This is a genomic window from Sneathiella sp., assembly GCF_036960985.1.
Lineage (GTDB): Bacteria > Pseudomonadota > Alphaproteobacteria > Sneathiellales > Sneathiellaceae > Sneathiella.
Genome location: NZ_JBALWD010000022.1, coordinates 27696 through 47904 on the forward strand (window position 1 = coordinate 27696; position 20209 = coordinate 47904).

General features: G+C 45.2%; 19 protein-coding genes. 8 read left to right on the top strand and 11 right to left on the bottom strand.

The genetic code is table 11. The features are described from left to right. A complete protein-coding gene (locus tag V7723_RS13030) occupies positions 1–1032 on the bottom strand; it encodes an alpha/beta fold hydrolase (protein WP_335684917.1) in 1032 nt (343 codons plus the stop codon). A gap of 176 nt (positions 1033–1208) precedes the next feature. Here V7723_RS13030 and V7723_RS13035 point away from each other — a divergent pair, with 176 nt between their 5' ends. The 5 genes from V7723_RS13035 (at position 1209) to V7723_RS13055 (ending at position 5120) form a co-directional block, all read left to right on the top strand. Continuing rightward, positions 1209–1472 carry a hypothetical protein gene (locus V7723_RS13035; RefSeq protein ID WP_335684918.1) on the top strand — a complete coding sequence of 88 codons (264 nt, stop codon included), beginning with the start codon at positions 1209–1211 and terminating at the stop codon, positions 1470–1472. A 158-nt stretch (positions 1473–1630) separates the two neighbouring features. Then, positions 1631–2662 (top strand): ABC transporter substrate-binding protein, encoded by a 1032-nt coding sequence (locus V7723_RS13040; protein WP_335684919.1) that lies wholly within the window; start codon positions 1631–1633, stop codon positions 2660–2662. Positions 2663–2670: 8 nt separating this feature from the next. Continuing rightward, on the top strand, positions 2671–3438 hold the full coding sequence (locus tag V7723_RS13045; protein ID WP_335684920.1) for an ABC transporter ATP-binding protein: 768 nt from the start codon (positions 2671–2673) through the stop codon (positions 3436–3438). Further along, positions 3431–4264: an ABC transporter permease gene (locus tag V7723_RS13050; protein WP_335684921.1), complete on the top strand. Its 834-nt coding sequence runs from the start codon at positions 3431–3433 to the stop codon at positions 4262–4264. Before V7723_RS13045 ends, V7723_RS13050 begins: the two co-directional genes overlap by 8 nt. Before the next feature lie 145 nt (positions 4265–4409). Beyond that, complete coding sequence (locus V7723_RS13055; RefSeq protein ID WP_335684922.1) at positions 4410–5120, top strand: GntR family transcriptional regulator; 711 nt, start codon at positions 4410–4412, stop codon at positions 5118–5120. Between the two features lie 17 nt (positions 5121–5137). On the opposite strand, the gene V7723_RS13060 is transcribed toward V7723_RS13055, so the two are convergent. The 6 genes from V7723_RS13060 to V7723_RS13085 form a co-directional block, all read right to left on the bottom strand. Beyond that, complete coding sequence (locus V7723_RS13060; protein WP_335684923.1) at positions 5138–6871, bottom strand: PAS domain-containing sensor histidine kinase; 1734 nt, start codon at positions 6869–6871, stop codon at positions 5138–5140. A 338-nt stretch (positions 6872–7209) separates the two neighbouring features. Then, on the bottom strand, positions 7210–8430 hold the full coding sequence (locus V7723_RS13065; protein ID WP_335684924.1) for a bifunctional alpha/beta hydrolase/OsmC family protein: 1221 nt from the start codon (positions 8428–8430) through the stop codon (positions 7210–7212). Between the two features lie 105 nt (positions 8431–8535). Next, the gene (locus V7723_RS13070; RefSeq protein WP_335684925.1) at positions 8536–10086 is read right to left on the bottom strand and encodes a class I adenylate-forming enzyme family protein; all 1551 of its coding nucleotides are present in this window, start codon (positions 10084–10086) and stop codon (positions 8536–8538) included. A gap of 24 nt (positions 10087–10110) precedes the next feature. Then, on the bottom strand, positions 10111–11367 hold the full coding sequence (locus V7723_RS13075) for a thiolase family protein (protein WP_335684926.1): 1257 nt from the start codon (positions 11365–11367) through the stop codon (positions 10111–10113). Between the two features lie 34 nt (positions 11368–11401). Beyond that, entirely contained in the window at positions 11402–12622 is a 1221-nt protein-coding gene (locus V7723_RS13080; RefSeq protein ID WP_335684927.1) for a cytochrome P450, read from the bottom strand. A gap of 141 nt (positions 12623–12763) precedes the next feature. After that, positions 12764–13435, bottom strand: coding sequence for a hypothetical protein (locus tag V7723_RS13085; RefSeq protein ID WP_335684928.1), 672 nt, complete (start codon positions 13433–13435; stop codon positions 12764–12766). A gap of 517 nt (positions 13436–13952) precedes the next feature. Between V7723_RS13085 and V7723_RS13090 the strand changes: the two genes are divergently transcribed. Further along, on the top strand, positions 13953–14336 hold the full coding sequence (locus tag V7723_RS13090; RefSeq protein ID WP_335684929.1) for an SH3 domain-containing protein: 384 nt from the start codon (positions 13953–13955) through the stop codon (positions 14334–14336). A gap of 8 nt (positions 14337–14344) precedes the next feature. On the opposite strand, the gene V7723_RS13095 is transcribed toward V7723_RS13090, so the two are convergent. The 3 genes from V7723_RS13095 to V7723_RS13105 form a co-directional block, all read right to left on the bottom strand. Further along, the gene (locus tag V7723_RS13095) at positions 14345–14785 is read right to left on the bottom strand and encodes a YqaA family protein (RefSeq protein WP_335684930.1); all 441 of its coding nucleotides are present in this window, start codon (positions 14783–14785) and stop codon (positions 14345–14347) included. 79 nt (positions 14786–14864) lie between these two features. Next, positions 14865–15563, bottom strand: a complete 699-nt coding sequence (locus tag V7723_RS13100) for a glutathione S-transferase C-terminal domain-containing protein (protein ID WP_335684931.1) — start codon at positions 15561–15563, stop codon at positions 14865–14867. A gap of 16 nt (positions 15564–15579) precedes the next feature. After that, entirely contained in the window at positions 15580–16185 is a 606-nt protein-coding gene (locus tag V7723_RS13105; protein ID WP_335684932.1) for a 2-hydroxychromene-2-carboxylate isomerase, read from the bottom strand. Between the two features lie 126 nt (positions 16186–16311). Here V7723_RS13105 and V7723_RS13110 point away from each other — a divergent pair, with 126 nt between their 5' ends. Then, positions 16312–17304: an aldo/keto reductase gene (locus V7723_RS13110; protein WP_335684933.1), complete on the top strand. Its 993-nt coding sequence runs from the start codon at positions 16312–16314 to the stop codon at positions 17302–17304. Here V7723_RS13110 and V7723_RS13115 read toward each other — a convergent pair. Continuing rightward, entirely contained in the window at positions 17301–18290 is a 990-nt protein-coding gene (locus V7723_RS13115) for an endonuclease/exonuclease/phosphatase family protein (RefSeq protein ID WP_335684934.1), read from the bottom strand. The genes V7723_RS13110 and V7723_RS13115 overlap by 4 nt on opposite strands. Positions 18291–18487: 197 nt before the next feature. On the opposite strand from V7723_RS13115, the gene V7723_RS13120 reads away from it, so the two are divergent. After that, entirely contained in the window at positions 18488–20209 is a 1722-nt protein-coding gene (locus V7723_RS13120; RefSeq protein ID WP_335684935.1) for a chloride channel protein, read from the top strand.

Here is a 20209-nt window from a genome sequence, read left to right on the forward strand (position 1 = left end):
TCAGACTGGCCAGATATTTGGCACTGCTGTCACCAGCCATTTTGTCAATGCTGCATTGACTTCCCTCGGCTTCTCTTGTGCCATCCAGTGCCCTGATTTTATATTCTTCATTGTCAGATTTCGGCAATAAGTTTGCATCGGTTCAGCCAACCTCGAATCTACGCATTCGCATGTATAATCATATTCTCCCAACAGAAACAAAGACGGCAAATCGATATATCCGTCGTTCAGTGCTTCGCCCGCATATTCTGCGTTCGCCTCATGGTTCATGTAATAGGAATCAGGGCCAAAAAAGCCGTTCCGCGACAATGCCGCTGCGTAGATACTTAAATCTTCTTCACTCACAACGTCACCATCCCTTGGCACGTCCGGTGCTTCGCCCAATTCCCCGAACCACCCGCCATTTTTTCTGACCATTGAGGTATGTGATGGTACCTTCGAGCCACCTGGTTTACCTTTGCGAAAGAGCGCTTTGACGGTGTTCAATGGATTCGCGTCGAAAGCAGCACATGCCTCATCAAAATTTTCTTCGTAGAAACGCATATATTCCCACTGACCCGCTGGAAATTGTTCGATGGGATAGGTTTCCCTATCAACGAGGGGAAGAAATGCGTCCAAACCACGTTCCAGGGTGTAATAGGGAACGCAAAGGTTCGCTACCGCGTAGCACCGATCTGGATGATGGCTGGCTATATTCCATACTGTTGGGCTGCCCCAATCATGTCCAACCCAAATGGCCTTTTCCTGATCTAAAGAATCCAACAATTCGATCATATCCGCAACGACCTCACGCTGCGCATAATTGCAATGCTCCGCATAGACGCTTGAACGCCCATACCCCCGCATATCTGGTGCAATAGCATGAAATCCAAGGCTGCCCATCGCCCGCAATTGGTGCCGCCAGCTGAGCGATAGTTCAGGCCATCCATGAACAAAGATTATAAGAGGACCGTCTTTAGGTCCGGCTGAAAGGTAAGATGTCGTGTGCCGCTCGCTTCGTATCGCATGTTCAGTAATCGTCGCTATTTTCATCGATCTTCCTCAGCCAGCATTTACTAAATTTTTTTACTGCAAAACTATAACCCACTCCCGGGTTAATTGGGAGAAGGCCAATTAGATTCATAAAAATTGAGCTTAATTAAATTTTAAGTTGTCTCATCTAAAAATACATATAACCACGATAATTGATTTTGAAAGAATTCAAGCAAATGGACACGAAAGCCGAGAACATTATTGATTTCCCTACGGATCTTCGCAAAAACGTAAGATCTGTCGTCGATAATATCACAAATGCTTCCGCAAATCTGACACGCAGTGCGAAGATACTGCAATTGAGGGCTGATCAAACGATCATCGCGACGACGCCACCAGCTCCTGTTCAAGCTGCATTGGCAAAAGCGCAGGAATTAACTCAAAACGCCAAAACTCTCAGCGAACAAATTAACTTGCTCCGCTCCAACCTGCTGAAGTAAATACTACGTGTTATTTTACTTTATCATGGATCATTAAGACCAATTTTCCATGGTAATTTATTGACTCCCCAACAATGATCCACGTACAAATCCTCTAGAACAATATGGCACAGGCGTCCCGACGCCTAAAATAAGCCGATTTACAGGAGGATCTCTTTATGTTTTCGATAACCAGGCGGGCTGTTACTAAAATTGCACTCAGCAGCTTCGTTGCTTTGACTGCTGCTTCATTCGCAATTCCTGCGTTTGCCGCTGACAAAATTACTGTTGGGGCGTTGCGGTTCACGTCACATTCTCCGAGCTTCGTGGCTTTCGAGCGTGGGTATTTTAAGGATCAAGGCCTGGAGGTCGAATTCAAGTTTTTCCAAGCCGCGCAGCCTATGGCTGTCGCCATCGCGTCCGGGGATGTAGATTATGGCGTCACGGCCATATCCGGCGCATTGATAAACTTGGCGAATAAGGGAGCTATCAAAATCATTGGCGGCGCATTACAAGAAGAACCCGGCATTGACGGTCAAATCATTCTAGTTTCAAAGCAAGCTTATGATGACGGCGTCACATCTCCCGCCATGTTGAAAGGTCGGAGTTTTGGTATTACACAAGCCGGTTCGTCCTTTCATTATATGGCACATAAGATCGCACAGAAAGAAGGCTTTGAAGGATCGGATATCAAAACCATTCCGCTACAAAAAGTGGGTGCAATCATCGGTGCTCTTAAATCGGGCCAAGTCGACAGCTGGTCTATTGTCCCCCATATCGCCAAAGCATTATCCAAAGGGCCAGCCGTTGAGCAAATTGGAATGATTTCCGACTATATTCCAGACTATCAAGTAACGACTGTTTTCACGTCCACAGAAAATGCGGAAACCAAACAAGATTTGACAAAGCGTTTCTTGAAGGCTTTTTCCATGGGTGCCGCGGACTTCAATGCTGCTTTGGTTGACAAGACCGCCGGAGATCAAGCCGCTGAAGATATGGTGGTTCTTATTCACAAATATGTCTATGCCAGCAAACCCTATGAAAAAGCAGCCCCGTCCATCCGAAATGGCGCCATGCGCATTAATAAAGATGCGGCACTTAATATCACCAACGTCAAAGATCAGTTGGCCTGGTTTCAATCCGAAGGGTTGGTTTCAGAAGACATCACGATCGAAATTCTCGTGAATACAGATTATGTCGATACTTTCTAGATTCTGATATGGACCTCAGTCTTCGCCATATTTCACATCGATATGACGATGTTGAGGTCCTTAATGATATTAATCTTGATATCAAGCAGGGCGAAATTGTTTGTATAATTGGTCCTTCAGGCTGCGGAAAATCGACCTTATTGCGATTTATCGGCGGTCTGGAACGGCCCACTACGGGAAACGTTATCCAGGTCGGGACGGCTCCGTCGGATTCTCTAAATCCCCTCACCTATATCTTTCAGGATTTTGCGCTTTTACCGTGGCGCACTGTTGAGGGCAACATATCTCTCGCTCTCGAAGATCATTCGCTGTCCGCGAAGGATAAAGAGAATATCATCGCCGATGTACTTGCCCGGACAAAACTTACGGAATTTCGAAAAGCCCTTCCTAAGCAGCTATCTGGCGGCATGAAGCAACGCGTTGCAATCGCGAGAGCACTTAGTGTACGTCCCGCCGTTCTGTTGATGGATGAGCCATTGTCCGCTCTTGATAGCCAGACCCGCGAACTGTTAATGGACGATCTGATCGATTTATGGTCCAAAGATCCATATACAGCTTGTTATGTTACCCACAATTTAGCCGAGGCCGTGCGGTTAGGTCACAAAATTGTCGTGCTATCCAGGCGGCCTGGTAAAATTAGAGAAATTGTCGCGATAGACATACCTCTCGCTGAGCGCACGCGACTATCTCCGGAGCTGGAGAAAATTCAAAGTCAGTTATGGGAAATGATGCGTGAAGAAGCGCTTGCCGCCGACATGGAATTAATCGATGTCTGAAAAACCTCCTGTTGATGAAAAAAACATGCTTTCGCAATTTTCGGAAAAAACCGTGCCTTTTCGTGGCGGAGGGTTTCTGCCGACGCCTAAAAGAATAATCGGCCCGCTCGTTTTTGTCGGGCTCATTCTTTTTTGGGAGTACGGATCGCAAAATGGCATCATCAGCCCCCTTGTTCTTCCGGCCCCATCGGAAGCCTGGAGCGCCTTTATGGATCTTGTCAATTCAGGGTTACTTTGGCAGCACCTCGCCGCGTCGCTACAGCGTCTGGTCATTGGCTGGTCAACAGGAACTTTCCTAGGCATTTTTGTCGGCACGTTGATCGGGCTTTTTTCCGTTGCTCGCTCAGGCCTATCTCCTCTTGTCTCCGCTATATTTCCGATACCAAAAATAGCTCTTTTACCGCTGTTCATTATCTGGTTCGGCATTGGCGAAGGTTCCAAGGTTGCGACTATTATGTTCGGTACTTTTTTCCCTACTGTCATTGCGACATATGGCGGCATCGACAATGTAGATCGGAATCTAATCCGAATGGGTCAATCCTTCGGATTAAGCCGATTTTCTATTATTCGAAAGATTATATTACCGGGAGCTCTCCCGGCGATTTTATCAGGTGCACGAATTTCAGCAGCAATTGCGATCATCTTGCTAGTCGCGGCCGAAATGATTGCTGCTGAATACGGTATTGGCGCCTACATCCTTCTTGCAGGAAGTTTGATGGCGACAGATCAACTTATTGCAGGAGTCGCAATGCTATCAATTTTGGGGTTGATCATTGCCTGGTTAATTGGAATGGCGGAAAAGTATTTTCTCAAATGGCGAACCTAAGCACAAATTCTGTCTTCTTGAATTTGAACGCAACCAAACCGCAACAACGTTATATATTTAAAAAACAGCTGAAAACTTGAAGTTTTACGTCTTGTTTTATCTCAATTAACCATTTGGTAATATTACCAAGGTCAATATGCTGTTTATGACAGCAGCACTTCAATATCGCGCCCGACCCTCATTGATGGTCAAAAGGCAATCTCTCACTGACAAGGCATATTCTGCCATCAAAGCTGAGATCATTGCGGGGCATATTTCGCCCAACAACTTTATAGATCTTCCGCAAATCGAAGACCAGTTAGGGATGAGCCGCACACCTATTCGCGAGGCAATGCTGCGTCTTCAAACCGAGAAAATAGTTGAAATCGTGCCAAAGCAAGGTATTCGAATTTTACCCTTTTCAGTCAAAGAGCTGGAGGAATTTCATCAAATAATATCCTCGCTTGAGCTTCAAGCAGTTGGCAATATCTGTAGGCGTAAATTAACCCGAACGGATATCATGCCCATCCTTTATGCGCTTTCCTCTATGGAAAACGCCGTAAAAACACAAGATGCGGTAGGTTGGGCCGATGCCAACGAGACATTCCATCGGGGCTTATTCATTCTAAATGGAAACTCGAAGCTCATGGAAACTGGTTTAGGGTATCGAGATGTCATTCAAAGAGCTTTGACACTTGCTTTTAGTCATATTTCCACTGCCGATAGGGAGCGTTCTTTACGGAACCATAATCACCTAAAAGAAGTCATTTTGGCTGCGGACGAACTGGCTGCCAGAAATATCTTCCTCGAACATTGTGATTGGATTGGCAAACAGCTGCAAACAGTACTTGCCCAACGTGAAATCACGTCTCTTTAGAACCTAACGGTTATCGTTCATACTTTGTGCAATGGGATCTTGACGACAAAATCGGTACCAACACCTTTGTAGGAACTACAGGTAATTTCACCGCCAAGTTTTCGGACCGACTGACGAACAGAATACAGCCCAATCCCCTGCCCTCTACTCATATTTGCGGCATCCTGCATCCGCACTCCAGGCTCGAATATTTTTGGGATGTCCTTTGCCTTGATCCCAATTCCAGTGTCTTCAATTTTTACACTCAGCAAGTTATCCTGTACGGAAGTGCTTACTTTAATGGCTCCGTCATTAGGCGTATATTTGACCGCATTACTAATCAAGTTTGCCAAGATACGTTCCATCTGCGCCGGAAAGTCTATTTCCTTTCTGAGCGGAACCTTATTCACCCAGTTCAGCGTTAAATTTTTCTCGGCAACGACCCGCTCAAACATCCGAAGAGAATCCTTCACGGTTTTCTCAAATTTCTCGATGGTGAGATCTTGCAATTCCAAAACCGATTTGCTGTCCGCCAACGGACCAGAGAGCGGTAAATAGTCAGCTAGATTTTCCTTCAAAGCTTCGGCCATAGCAAGCGCAGACCCGGCATATTCATCTTGCTTATCTTGTCCCAACGGGACGTCTTTAATTTGTTCAACAAATTGCCGGATCAAATCGATGAAATTTTGGACATCCCGACGGATCGCCTGTCCACCGTCTATAGTCACCTTCGTAAGTTTTTGTTCGGCTTCAAGGAGAATTCTTTCCCGCATTTTAATTTCAGACCGTTGATCAAATAATGCGACAATCCGCATGGTCCCATCTTTATTGGTTGTCAGATCTACTTGCACCGGGATTTGTTTACCGTCTTGCAGTTCCAGAACTGTTGCTATTCCTTTGACCGTATTGGATCTTGCGGAAGTACCAGGTTCCAGGTCAGATACCGGCAAGTCAATTATTTGGGAAATTGCTGCGCCAATAAGATTTCTAGGCTGAGTGTCCAATAGAGACGCTGCTGCAATATTGCAATGTCGTATACGCCCATCTATATCCGCGATCAAAAATGGTACCGTAGAATTGTCCAAAAAGCTTTCCAGTAATGATTTAGTTTCCGATTGCCTCTCGACCGCACGACGTTTCAGATAGTCAAATCGCAACCCCATGACGACCGCGACCGACAATAAAAGCCCTATGGCAAATAACGTCGTGTACAGAGAAACAAGATTAGCCTGATCTTTCTCTAGCGCCGCAACAACGATACTTCGTATTTCGGCCTGCTCCTGATCATGCATCTCAAGCAAGGCTAGCAAAGCTTTAAAAGCCGCCGTGTCGTCAATAGCCAAAGCAGCATCGATTTCATTGACTGATTTCCCTTCTTCACGCAATTGGTCGACTTTATTGATATTCACAAAGTAGTTTCTAAGCGTTGCTTCTATCGTGGTGATCTGCTGTTCAGCCGCTACGCCGAACCGATCTTGCAACAATTTCAGTTCTTCGCGTGCTGCTTCGAAATGACCAAAAAACTGTTCTTTGTTTTCATCATCGCCGCGAATTAAATAATCTTTAAAGTTGTGGATAAGTCCTTGAAATCCAATAATCGTAATTAGACGTTCCGTGTGATTTTCGGTTTCTTTAAACTGGTGATCCGTCTCACTCCATTGTGTGGGGGCGTTGAGGGAATACACTTGATATGTCCAGAAGAAAAGCAGCGCAAACAAGGCAGCAAGAAATGCGAGTATAACACCAAAGTTTTTTTGAAAATTCTCCGTCACAAAAATCGTTCCCTACTGCGAATATCAATACTAATACACTGAATACACCGGTCCCGTTGATAGTCTCGTCGGAAAGTCTTAACATATTGTTAATTTTATATTATTTACGAAAATGATTTTTGAAAAGGGTAAAGTATGTGACTAATTTGATCCGTTTTGGAGTAATTCTGCACATTCTCTATAATAGATACACAATGAGGGCGAAACTGTGACCGGAATGCAGAAACTACAAGATTTCTACATGTAATACGCGCAGGCAGGTGGAATTAATAATCGCAATTTAACGCTATTATGCCATTCGCTTTATGGACGGATAAAACGGCATTTTTCGGCATATATTAGATTAGAACCGACTTTATAACGACTTCGGAATGAAGCGTTTTATGAACTGGGCACAAGTCCGCTATTTCTAGCAATCGCGCCCGCTGTTCCTCAGACAATTCTCCTTTAAGTTCAATTTCACGCTCAATTGTATCAATTTTTCCTGAACTCGTTTCGCATTGCTCACAATCATCCGCATGTATTTTTTGATGGCGTAATTTGACAGCCACATGCTCAAGCGGCCATTTTTTTCTTTTAGCATACATACGAATAGTCATGGAAGTGCAGGCACCAAGGCCTGACACCAGTAAATCATAAGGCGTTGGCCCCCTATTAGAACCACCGACAGAGAATGGCTCATCTGCGATGAGCGGGTGACCACTACTGTCAATTTGTTGCACAAATTTCCCCGGAGTTTCTTCCGTAACAACTGTGCTGTTTTCGTCAGATTTCAACTTGGTTACTATATTTACAGGTTGTAGAGCTTCGATATATCGCTCGGCCCAGCTGCCAATAACATCGGCAACATAAATTGCGTCACTGCGTTTACTGAGCAAATGGTCGGCACCGTCTAAGGAGATGAAGCTTTTTGGATGTTTCGCTGATGTAAATATATTGGCCGCATTATTTACACCCACTGTTTGATCCAATGGCGCATGAAAAATTAGTAAGGGTTTATGAAGGTTTTTCAAACGTTCAACCTGCTCCTGGCCGTGAAGATCATCGATAAACTGTTTTTTTACCCTGAAAGGACGACCACCGATTGTCACGGCAGCCTCTCCTTTTTCTTCAATCTCAGTTTGGCTGTCCATGAAATGATGCCCAACATGCGCCGGATCAAACGGGGCACCAATCGTTACCACGGCTTCAGCACTCTTTACCTGTGCTGCTGCTGCAAGAATAGCAGCCCCACCTAAGCTATGCCCAATTAAAATGCTGGGGGCCTGATATTCTGCTTCCAGAAATTCCGCAGCTTTCAATAGATCAGTAATATTTGACGAAAAATTCGTATTCTCAAATTCCCCATCGCTTTGCCCCAGGCCCGTAAAATCAAACCTAAGCGTTGCTACACCGAGGTCCGTCAAGGCGGCGGCAACGCGAGACGCAGCGAAAATATCCTTTGAGCAGGTAAAGCAATGGGCAAAAAGAGCAAATGTCTTCGGCGTTCCGATCGGTAAATCCAGCCTGGCGGCCAACATACCGTCAGATCCCTGAAACGTAATTTTTTCTGATCGCATTCGTCGCTCCACTTCCCGTAAATAAACACCTTTGCTTGAAGGTAGTGGTTGCTGGCTTTTAGAACAATGGAAAAGAAAGCTTGATAACGGGGTAGTGATCGCTGTCTATTTGACCCAATAAGGATTACGAAGCTCTCGTTTAAGTACTTTTCCAAGTGCATTCCGTGGAAATTCATCCATAAATTCCGCACCAATTATCCGCTGCGTCTTTGCCAGTCTTTCATTTGACCATTGAACGATCGGTCCTGTCTCCGTTACATTTTCGCCTGCAATAATGAGCGCGTAGGGACTTTCGCCCCATTTTTCATGCGGAACACCAATGACGGTCACATCCGACACATCAGGATGTTCGCCGATGATTGCTTCAATATCCGCCGGGAAAACATTGAATCCGCCGGAAATAATCATGTCCTTTTTACGATCGAGAATATAGAGATAACCATCCCGATCCATTTTTCCGACGTCGCCAGATCTCAAAAAACTTCTACCTGAACTATCTGTAACTATCATCTCTTGAGTCAGATCATCTCGTTTGTAATAGCATTTCATCATTCCGGCACCATAGCCGCAGATCTCGCCAACGTTTCCTCGCTCAAGTTCATTTCCGTCATCATCGAAGATTTTAACATCGAACCCTAATACTGGAATGCCAACAGAATCTGGCTTGTCTGCATGCATATGTGGTTTACTCATGGAAGCAAATCCTTCTGAATAACCATATAAGGCGTATAAATTCGGCGTGAGACGCTGCAAGACCTCTTCTTTTGTATCAGGTCGCAGGGGCGATCCTGCACATAATACGGCCTCTAAGTGCTTCAAATCAAATGAATCAAAATCTTGATAACCCAATGTTACGATGAATTGCGTCGGGACCATAAACGTATGCGTAACCTGTTCACGCTCAGCCGTTTTTAAAAATGCCACCGGACTGAACTCTGGGAGAACGACGAGTGTACCACCTGTGAACAGGATAGGAAGCACCATCAGCCAAGTTCCGTTTGAGTAGAGCGCTGTCGTTGTCATGGCTCGAGATGAAGAAGAAAAACCCATTTCAATGGCATTGCTAAAGGACCAATGCTGGCGCGCGCGATGCGTTTGCACGATACCTTTTGGAAGTCCGGTTGTGCCCGAACTGTAAATAATGTTGAAATCATCATCGAGCCGAAAATCAATTTTTGGCGCGACATCTGATGCACCGGCAATGAACGATGGGAAATCCGTCCAGCCAGGAGCCCTAAAGTCAGCTGCAATAAAATTTGATTCCGGGATATTTTTGAGCTCTTTATATACTTGCCCGATCCGTTCGCGATATGCGGCGGCGGCAATCAACATAGTGGCATCACAATCATTTATGAGGGTCGACATTTGCTCAGCTGTCAATAATCCGCTCAACGGCACAACGCAGGCGCCAGCCCGAACAACGCCAAAAATAATCTCCAAGGCTTCTACCGTGTTACTCATCAATACAGCAACTTTGTCCCCGCGACCTATACCCCGAGAGACCAAAGCATTAGCAACGCGACTCATGTTTCCGTCAAAATCACCCCATGTGCGTCGCTCATCCCCGCAAATAACGGCTTCTTTATTCGGATTGAACTTGGCATGGATTGCCCAAAGTTCGGGCAAAAAGACCTGTGCGTCGTCAAGACTGCTCATATAAACTTCCTCGAAAAGATCCGCTTATTGATGTGCTTCCAAAATAATGACGGAACAGGCAGCTTCATCGAAGCCCATCACGCCCCCACCATTTTCTGCAAGAGCAAATTTCGGATTATCGGCTTGTCTTGCCCCGGCTTCTCCTCGCAATTGCTGAGTCAGCTCGTCAATCATGGATAATCCAGTTGCACCGACGGGGTGTCCTTTGGACACAAGTCCACCGGATAAATTAATGGGTCTAGAGCCGCCAAGCGAAGTTGCCCCACTTTCGACATAGGCGCCGCCTTGCCCTTCTTCGCAAAAACCCAACATTTCACATTGATAGATTTCGCAAAAGGATGTCGCGTCATGTACTTCAGCAATATCAATATCATTAGGCGTGAGACCCGCTTGTTTATAGGCTTTTTGGGCTGCCACAGAACTTAATCCCGGTTCATCTAAATCCCGGTATTTTCCGCCGGAGAGAACACTCGCCCGAATTTTGATTGCTCGCGCCTGCACTTCGGCCGGAAGTTTCTCCAGATATTCAGCAGAACAAATCAACGCAGCGGCAGCACCGTCGCCAATCGGCGCGCACATGGACCGCGTCAAAGGAAAACTAATCGGGCGGTCTTCCATTACCTTGTCAATACTGACCTCAAATCGATACTGAGCTTTGGGGTTCAGGCTGCCATGGTAATGGTTCTTGGAGGACGCTGCCGCAATTTGCCGCTGCGTCGTCCCATATTTTTTCATATGATACGCTGCCTGCATGGCATAGGTATCCATAAAAACCGTTCCTTCCCCATTCTCTGGATCGAACGATTTTCCAGCAAGCTCGCCAGCTTCCTTGTAATAGATTTTCCATTCATTTGCATCAAGCTGGTCAATACCTCCATCAAAAATTTCCTGTATTTTATCTGGATTATTAGGAATAAATGTTTTCTCCACACCAATCGCCAGCGATAATTCCGATTGACCAGAGAGAATATCTTTCCATGCCCCATGAAAAGCTAAAGACGCCGTAGCGCAAGCACCCTCAACATTTATTATCGGAACACGTTCGGGAAACAAACCCTCGTTGACCAAGGGTGTAAAAGACACTTGCCCTCGAATACAAGCCTGGCCAAACGTTCCCATGCCGCAATTACCGAAATAGGCCTGTTCTATATCACCGGAAACTTGAACTCCAACATCATCGAGGACGCCCAAATAAGCGTCTCGGGTAAGATCTTTAAATGACTTATCCGGCATCTTTTCAAAAGGCGTACTAAACGTTCCGATTATGTATGCATCACGCATTCTTCCATACTCCTTTTCATTACATCAAACAGGATCAGCTCAGTTTTGTTGGTAGGTTGTGCAGGCCCCGCATACTCAAACTATCAATCCAGTCAAGAGGAACAGTATCCAAGCATGTGTAATTCGGAAAACGTTCCAGGAATTGGTTAATCGCAATTTTGCCTTCAAGACGAGCTAGCGAAGCTCCCAGACAAAAATGTGTGCCATATCCAAATGTAAGATGGCGATTTTTTTTACGGGTCAGATCTAGAACATCTGGATCGGAAAACTGGTCACCGTCTCGATTTGCGGAATTACTCATAGCAAATACCCGATCTCCAACTTTTAGCGTTTTTTCGCTAATTTCATGTTCTTTTACGACTATCCGGGCTAGCGCGTTACTAGGTCCATCATAACGCAAAAATTCTTCAACCGCGCTATCGATTATATCAGAATTTTCAATCAAGCGCTGTTTTTGGTCCGGAAATTTGTGCAACATATAAAAGGCGCCACTCACCATATTGGTAGTTGTTTCATGGCCAGCGAATAGTATTAACATACATGAAGCAATGAGTTCATCTTCACTAAGGCCCTCCCCGTCTTCCTGAGCCGTAATCATTTTACTGAGAATATCCTCTCCCAAATTTCGGCGGCGGTCTTGAATGACATCTCTGAAATAAGCAGCCATCGCTTCAGAACCCGACCGGGCTCTTTCATATTTGTCGGGAACCCCTTGGGCCGACCCAATAAACACCATCATGTCATCCGACCAGTATTTTATCTTCGGCAGCATTTCATGGGGCACACCGAGAATATCCATTATAACTAGGGCCGGCAACGGTGTTGCAAACTCCGTCACGAGGTCAACACTATCGGACGGATCTAATCTATCGAGCAATTGGCGAACAATGTATTCAATATTCGGAGCTAATTCCGCAATTGCACGCGGCGTGAATGCCGTGTTCATTATTTTCCGCAAATGCGTGTGCCGAGGCGGATCCCTGAATACCATCCAAAGGTTCAGGTAGCGGATAACTTCTTGCAAAACACTCCGCTGCTTCTCCGGCAAGTTTGCGTAAAAAGGCGTTATCCGATCCGGCGACAGATCTTTGCTCATATGTGCCCGCTTAACATCATCATACCGTGTCAGCACCCAGCTTTTTAAACGCGGATGCCAATGGACAGGGTCTTCCTTCCGCAAATGAGCGTAAACCGGAAAGGGGTTTGCCAACGTCGATTTGTTTCGGGTGTCATAAATGGGGGGATTCGCAAGCATATTCTCCCTCTTCTTATGGATATTCTATTAATGTAACGATCGTTCAATATATCTATTTTGATTTAACATTCAACCCAAGACAAAATAAAAGCCCGGTATTTCACCAGGCTCGGTCGAGACGATTTTTGAAGGGTCGTTTATTCAACTCTCATTGGATATGAACATTTGATCAGCCATTTGATCGATCATTTTACCAAAATCGAGATCCGAGAATGATACTTCGGATGTTACAATAATATTATTACCAAATAGATTGGCGTCTTCCACGGAATCCAACTGTTTAATCGATGGTTCGTCAAAATAGAGATTTTCGTCCGTTATGCGATTTTCTGACAGCCCCATTGCATCAAAAAGGGTATCCAAATTAACGGTCCCTTCTACCGGGCTAGCTAGGAACGGTTTTAGTTCTGCAACGAAAACCGATATAGATTCCGATGTATCGGATGATGATCCGAATGCCTCTGAATCAAAATATTCTTCGTCCATAGATTGATCATGAGCCAGGGAACCGACGAGATTTTCTTCGTCCTCTATGTAAAGAAGTTCTCCCTCTTCACTTTCAATCGCCTGACCCAATTGGGCATCGGCGCCGAGTTCACCAACGTCAGAAACGGCTGTCTCGACTATTTCATCTCCCTCAACACCAAGCAAAAAACCCGCTTGCCAGTCAGCCACGGCATTGCCATCCTCGTTGGAGGCACCTTTTAAAGCCGACGGAAATATTTGATTTTGGGAAGTTATTACATCCCCATTTGCACCAAACGTGATATCAGCATCCTCGGTTGTTATAGATGAATTAATGAACGTATTCATTCGAAACAAAATTCCCAATAAGAAATAAGGTTATAAAACCATCAATAAAAATGCGCTTACGTAATCTTTCAATAATAAAATAATAAGCCAATTTGGTATCCCTCGCATACCTCAAACAAGGGAGCGACAAACAAAAAATATTTCTTATTTTTATATTTTAAAACAATAGCTTAATAAATTTTTTAAAAAACATAATTAAGAAAATATGAAGAATTTTTGGGCTCTTTTATCCTCTAAACGGGTGACATAAGAGATTATTAGATACAATTGAAAATTGGCAATATTAAGTCGTGAAGCTATTGCAGCCGAAGTATTTCCTTTAAAAAATTGTGCGGAGATTTTGAATATCCAGATCAAATATAAATCCACTTGGTTAGATTTAACGAACATTTGATCTTTATTGTCTCCATTTAAAAATCGTTTTTTAAGAACTTTTGTTGATCATCGCCGATAGTCCATTTAGATTACTTATCTGACGAGGTGTGCTGTGAGTATTATAAAAAGAGTAAGTGCAACGATGAATTCTACAACTGACCCTAAAACGCTATTGAAAGTTGCTCTGACAACGGCCGTGATTAGTGTCGGCGCAACGGCTTTCGCTTTACCCGCTTACGCAGGTTCTGATGAGCCAGAGTATTTTCAGGTGAATATGAAACCGGGCGGTAGTTTAAACATTCGCGAAGACCCAACACTGAAAAGTACAAAAATTGGAACTCTTCCTGCTACAGCGGAAGGTATTGCAAACCTTGGCTGTCATATTGGTATGCCATACTTGGAATGGAAAAAATCGACAACTGCTATTCGTAAGGTTGAGACCCGTCGCAAATGGTGTAACATCACTTACAATGGCATGACCGGTTGGACTGTTGGCGAATATCTTGAAGAAGACGTCGCAGACTAATTTATACTCTAGCCTACCCAAATTAGTGCGGCTTGCAAGATCAGCAGGTATCGCACTAATTTTCCGATAGTTACCAATAACGCAAATGTTCCGATCGGTACCCTCAGGCCGCCAGCCACTATGGTCAACGGATCACCGATAATCGGAACCCAGGCGAATAGAAGGGACCATTTTCCGTATTTGTTAAACCAGTTCGTTGCCTGTACGTAACGACGCGGAGAGATAGGAAACCATTTTCGACCGACATATTGTGACAAAAATCGACCGATGATCCAATTTACCATTGAGCCAAGAACATTTCCCGTTACGGCCACCACCAACAAAATCCAGATATTACCTTTTTCCGTAGCTATGTAAGCAGCCAATAAGGCTTCCGACGAACCTGGAAGCAGGGTTGCGGACAAAAAGGCGCTGAGGAACAATGTTCCATACACAGATATCAAGGACATCTTGGAAAGAGCAGCATTTCAAAGTCTACATTATGGTCCATTGACCGATCATTCATTATATCTGCAAGCCTTAAAAATGCTAATCTTTCACCGGGACACGTTGTGCTGTCAGGTTTTTGCGTGTTTCTTCGCTCCAGTTACCCGTCGGTTTTCCAAACTCACGCCCCACCATATATCCACGGCGTAATGCCGGGCGTTCCTTCAACTTATCATACCAGCGACGAATATTCGGAAACTGCCCCAAATCGATCTCTTGACGTTTATACGTAATAATCCAAGGCCAACAGGCCATATCTGCGATGGAATACTGATCGCAAATAAAATCACGACCTTCCAACCGCTTATTCAGAACGTCAAACAATCTCAAAACTTCCGTAGAATAGCGTTCCATGGCATAAGGAATTCGCTCGGGAGCATAAAACTTGAAATGGCCATTCTGGCCGAGCATGGGTCCTAACCCTCCCATTTGCCACATTATCCATTCCAACACTTCGCTTCTACCTCGAACATCGCTGGGCAGGTATTTTCCTGTTTTTTCCGCCAGATATATCAAGATTGCCCCTGTTTCAAATACAGATATCGGCTCTCCACCATCTGCCGGATTGAGATCCACAATGGCTGGCATACGGTTGTTGGGGCTGATGGCGAGGAAGCTTTTTTCAAACTGTTCACCTTTGCCGATATCTACGGGAATAACATTATAATCTAAGCCCATTTCTTCAAGGGCAATGGATATCTTCCAGCCGTTAGGCGTCGGCCAATAATAAGCATCTATCATTTTCTACTTTCGTTCTTTACGACCTTAGAAGTTTGGCTTCGATAAGAGGAAACCTATCATTTCCAAAGTACATGTCCTGATCATCCAAATACATTGTTGGCGATCCAAAGCCACCTCGAAAAATCAATTCATCCGTCGTATCTTTAAGTTTATCTTTGTAGGCCTGCTCATTGATTTTGTTAAAGAAATCTTCACTGTCCAAACCAACTTCCAAAACAATCTCTTTCAACACATCAACTTGTGAAATATCCGTTAAATCGGTCCAATACCGTTTGAAAACAGCTCGGGAATAATCCACAAGACAGTTTTTTTCTAGGGCCACGAAGGCTCCTCTCATTGCCTTGGCACTATTAACAGGAAATACTGGGGGTTTCCCAATTTCAATGCCGACAAACTGTGCCCAATCCTGCAAATCTTTTTTGGAATAACGCATTTTTGGCACAACCGGATTTTCACGATTATTATACACAGATGGATTGACTGAGTTGAAAACGCCCCCCACCAGGAAAGGTCGGTATATTATTTCCAAATCCGGATGTTGGGTCGCCAGAATTTGTAAAGATTCAAATCCCAAGTAAGTCCAGGGACTGGAACAATCGAAGAAAAATTCAAGCTTACGCATAAAGAGCCTCTTTTTATTTATTTAATATTGCGCCAATATGTCCGCATAGTAGCACTATCCAACGAATAAGAAAGATCTCTAACCTTACATTTGTCATGACAAATTCAACTAATGGGAAAAGCAACAATGAATAAACGCCCGCTCGGAAAAAATGGCCCTTTAGTAAGCTCCGTCGGTTTAGGTTGCTGGAGCTTTGCCGGATCATATGGCCCTACAAATGAAACGGAAAGCCACGCAACTTTGGCCAAAGCGTTGGATCTTGGCGTAGATTTTCTAGACACTGCCAATGTCTATGGCGGCGGTGTATCCGAACAAGTTATCGGTTCATTCATAAAGAATAATTCAAACAAATTCAAAATAGCCACTAAAGGCGGAATCCAACGAGCTCCAGGATCTACAGAACGTGTTTTTAATAACAGTTCTAGTTATTTGCGCGAATGTTTAGAGAAATCACTGGAGAATTTGAAACTTGAATATGTCGACCTTTATTATATACATCGCCGGGACACAAACCTTCCCATAGAAGACGTTATGGAAACCCTTGTTGCGTTTAAAGATGAAGGTAAAATTGGCGGCATCGGTTTTTCTGAAATTGCACCTTCTTCTTTACGTAGAGCTCAAGCCGTCCATCCGGTCGCCGCTGTTCAAAGTGAATATTCATTGTGGACCCGCGGACCCGAATTGGGAATGGTGCAGACTTGTGAAGAATTAAGCGTCACATTTGTTCCCTTCTCCCCAGTTGGTCGCGGTATTTTCAGTCAAATAGCTCCGGATCCTGATACATTTACTAAAATCGATTTTAGAAAAAACAATCCTCGCTTTCTAGAACCAAATTTTTCATACAATCTTGAGGCCGTCGATAAGTTTCGGTCGTTCGCCGCGGATAAAGGGCTGTCGCCCGCGACGCTCGCTTTAGCCTGGATACTCAATCGACATGGCACGCATATCCCCATTCCGGGCACACGCTCTGCAGACCATTTATCGGAATGTGCAGCAGCCGGTTCAGTTATTCTAACAGAAGATGATTTAATCGAAATTGAAAGGCTCTTGCCGGTCGGTTTTGCCCATGGCGACCGCTACTCTGAAGCGCAGCTAGGTGGTGCTGAGCGTTACTGCTAACAATTAAACTCCGCCCACAACGGATAGTGATCGGACAACCGGTGTTGTAATGTCGATTTCGTAAAATTTGTTTCCGTATAAACGAAGGGGACGAAATCAAACCCACCTGCGGAGACAAATTCCAGATTTAAAGCTCGTTTTCCGCCAGTTTCAAACCAAGCAATTTGATCATAGTATTTCTTCAAATCTGGATCATTATCGATGGCAAAAATAGATCTCTTGACCGCATGTAAATCATCTGGGACAGTCAACCCTGTACTGGTAAAGGCCTGCCAGAGCGCGTCTCCATGCCGATCAATATTAAAATCTCCCAATACAATCAGATTTTGGCCAAAGGCGTTGGCTTGACCGGCCCATTCAAACAGCCATTGGGCAATCCCTTCTAATTCAGGTATCCGACCGGCCGACGAAGATCCGTAATCCACATGCAAACTGGTCAAGATAAATGTCTCCACCCCGGCCCGAAAACTAACGGCGTACGGTGTTCTTGCAAATTGTCTTTGCAATGCCCCCGCCCCAATAATGCCGTCTTCCGCTTCGGGTATAACCAATTCGCCCGCCAGTCCGGAAAGGCGGACACGACGCGTATCAAAAATATACCCCATTCGCTCACTATTTCCAGAGTCGCCACGCGTTACATCCGTAATCAGAAAATTCCAATCATCGCCAAGTGTTTTCATCATTGTTCGCAGCGCACGAAGATCACCTTTAATCTCCTGTATAGCGATGACATCAAACCGAGAGATAATTTCGGTGATGGCCCAAAGGGCTCGATAGTCTCGTTTTGGGCTGTCACTTCCCGACGATATCCATTTTCTAGTCAGCGAGGAAAAGGCCTTAATATTCCATGTCCCTATTAACAGATTACGACTAACATCGCGCTTTGGTGGAATTTCAAGATCAAGTGCGTGCCTGAGGGTATTCATTTCCGAATTAACTGGAACAGGAACATTGACAGCCCGCCAGGACGGTAACGGATCAGACATGGATTACATCTCCCACACTAGAAACAAGACCTGCAAGACTAGTCCGTTTTTGGTCATTTACAACAAAAATACAATTTATTGGAGGACTGACCCAATTTTGAATGCGAGTCTAAAAGCTTTGTCATCAGCCCTAATGCCGTGTATTTTGATTGTCGTTTATCCATTAGTCGTACAGTCTTGAGTTGGGGCCTTCGTAAATGCCAGAAATAGAAAATCGCGGAATTATCTTGCTCTGCCTTCTATCTGCGATGGTTGGAGTCGTTGGTGGATTTGGCGCCTGGATCTTCCGGCTGCTTATAGGATTCTTCCATAACCTTTTGTTTCTGGGCGAATTTAATTTGCATTACGATGCAAATATTCATACGGCCACCGATGTTTGGGGCGCCTGGATTATCGCGGTTCCCATGATCGGTGCCGTCGGCGTCGCCTGGCTGGTTAAAACTTTTGCACCGGAGGCAAAAGGCCATGGCGTACCTGAAGTCATGGATGCCATTCACTATAATGACGGCAAAATCAGACCAATTGTTGTCGTCGTAAAATCGCTTGCTTCAGCTTTGTCCATCGGCAGTGGTGGTGCCATCGGCCGTGAAGGACCCATCATTCAAATTGGTGCAACATTTGGCTCTGTTCTCGGCACCTGGGTGGCAATGCCAACACGACAGCGCGTGATATTGATGGCTGCAGGCGCGGGCGCGGGCATCGCTGCGACGTTCAACGCGCCGCTCGGCGGTGTTTTGTTTGCTGTTGAACTGCTATTGGTTGCCATTACGGCACAGAGTATTCTTCTTGTGTCTATCGCGACCATCGTCGCGACCTATATAGGCCGCCTTTTGTTGGGTGCCAATCCAAGCTTTGAAGTCCCCGCCCTACAGACCCCGGACTTCGGCGTTGAACCGGCTTGGGGCCTTATTCTCTTTATACCTTTTGGATTGATATGCGGCTTAGCAGGAACTCTCTTTATCCGCACCATATATTGGGCCGAGGATAAATTCGATGCCATGCCAGGCAACTATTATACCCGCCATCTACTTGGTATGGCCTGTGTCGGTGTAATGATCTATTTACTACAACGCTATGCAGGGCAATTTTATGTACAGGGCGTTGGTTACGCGACTATTCTGGATGTCTTAATAGGCGCACTTTCGGATCCCTGGTTCCTACTCCTTCTGTTCGCTTTAAAACTAATTGCTACCTGCCTGACATTGGGATCAGGAGCTTCTGGCGGTGTTTTTTCTCCTTCACTTTTTATGGGCGCAACGTTAGGAGCGGCATTTGGCAATATTGTCTTGATGTTTATTCCGGATCTTGGAATTGGTATCCCGGTTTTCGCCATCGCTGGCATGGCCGCAATGATCGGCTGTACGACTGGTGCTATCTTTACCGCCGTTGTGATGCTCTGCGAAATGACAGGCGACTATCACATGATGTTGCCGACGATGCTCTGCACGGCCACAGCGTATGCTGTAAGGCGCCACCTGTCCCCCGCAAGCATCTATACGTTAAAACTCAACCGACGTGGTCATACGGTTCCCGAAGGGTTGAACGCAGCTATTTTATCGGCTCGGCGCGTTAAAGATGTCATGACCTCCAACTTGACCATTCTTGAACAAGGGTCGGGTCGTCCTGAAACGCCCGGAATTGTGGTTTGGACTAAGGACGGAAAAGTCACCTCAGCAGAGAGACGGTTTATTGACGTTGATAGGCCACAAGAAGGACTAACGGTCGGCGAAAAATCGCACTACCTGTTTGTTTCGCCTGAATTGAGCGTCATCGAAGCCCTTCAAATCCTCGCTGAAAATGACGCAGACACAGCCTTGGTATCAGAAACGCCGGACGATAAGATCGGCACGAGCATTATAGGTGTCGTAACAGCAACTGAACTTGCCAGCACCATGAAAGCCGCTGCCAAGCTTCAATAG

What these genes read in the sequence shown, in the direction of transcription:
- V7723_RS13045 (WP_335684920.1), top strand. Translation starts at nt 2,671, where the DNA reads ATGGACCTCAGTCTTCGCCATATTTCACATCGATATGACGATGTTGAG.
- V7723_RS13055 (WP_335684922.1), top strand. Translation starts at nt 4,410, where the DNA reads ATGACAGCAGCACTTCAATATCGCGCCCGACCCTCATTGATGGTCAAA.
- V7723_RS13100 (WP_335684931.1), bottom strand. Translation starts at nt 15,563, where the DNA reads ATGATAGATGCTTATTATTGGCCGACGCCTAACGGCTGGAAGATATCC.
- V7723_RS13080 (WP_335684927.1), bottom strand. Translation starts at nt 12,622, where the DNA reads ATGCTTGCGAATCCCCCCATTTATGACACCCGAAACAAATCGACGTTG.
- V7723_RS13120 (WP_335684935.1), top strand. Translation starts at nt 18,488, where the DNA reads ATGCCAGAAATAGAAAATCGCGGAATTATCTTGCTCTGCCTTCTATCT.
- V7723_RS13075 (WP_335684926.1), bottom strand. Translation starts at nt 11,367, where the DNA reads ATGCGTGATGCATACATAATCGGAACGTTTAGTACGCCTTTTGAAAAG.
- V7723_RS13090 (WP_335684929.1), top strand. Translation starts at nt 13,953, where the DNA reads ATGAATTCTACAACTGACCCTAAAACGCTATTGAAAGTTGCTCTGACA.
- V7723_RS13070 (WP_335684925.1), bottom strand. Translation starts at nt 10,086, where the DNA reads ATGAGCAGTCTTGACGACGCACAGGTCTTTTTGCCCGAACTTTGGGCA.
- V7723_RS13065 (WP_335684924.1), bottom strand. Translation starts at nt 8,430, where the DNA reads ATGCGATCAGAAAAAATTACGTTTCAGGGATCTGACGGTATGTTGGCC.
- V7723_RS13110 (WP_335684933.1), top strand. Translation starts at nt 16,312, where the DNA reads ATGAATAAACGCCCGCTCGGAAAAAATGGCCCTTTAGTAAGCTCCGTC.
- V7723_RS13035 (WP_335684918.1), top strand. Translation starts at nt 1,209, where the DNA reads ATGGACACGAAAGCCGAGAACATTATTGATTTCCCTACGGATCTTCGC.
- V7723_RS13085 (WP_335684928.1), bottom strand. Translation starts at nt 13,435, where the DNA reads ATGAATACGTTCATTAATTCATCTATAACAACCGAGGATGCTGATATC.
- V7723_RS13030 (WP_335684917.1), bottom strand. Translation starts at nt 1,032, where the DNA reads ATGAAAATAGCGACGATTACTGAACATGCGATACGAAGCGAGCGGCAC.
- V7723_RS13115 (WP_335684934.1), bottom strand. Translation starts at nt 18,290, where the DNA reads ATGTCTGATCCGTTACCGTCCTGGCGGGCTGTCAATGTTCCTGTTCCA.
- V7723_RS13105 (WP_335684932.1), bottom strand. Translation starts at nt 16,185, where the DNA reads ATGCGTAAGCTTGAATTTTTCTTCGATTGTTCCAGTCCCTGGACTTAC.
- V7723_RS13095 (WP_335684930.1), bottom strand. Translation starts at nt 14,785, where the DNA reads ATGTCCTTGATATCTGTGTATGGAACATTGTTCCTCAGCGCCTTTTTG.
- V7723_RS13050 (WP_335684921.1), top strand. Translation starts at nt 3,431, where the DNA reads ATGTCTGAAAAACCTCCTGTTGATGAAAAAAACATGCTTTCGCAATTT.
- V7723_RS13040 (WP_335684919.1), top strand. Translation starts at nt 1,631, where the DNA reads ATGTTTTCGATAACCAGGCGGGCTGTTACTAAAATTGCACTCAGCAGC.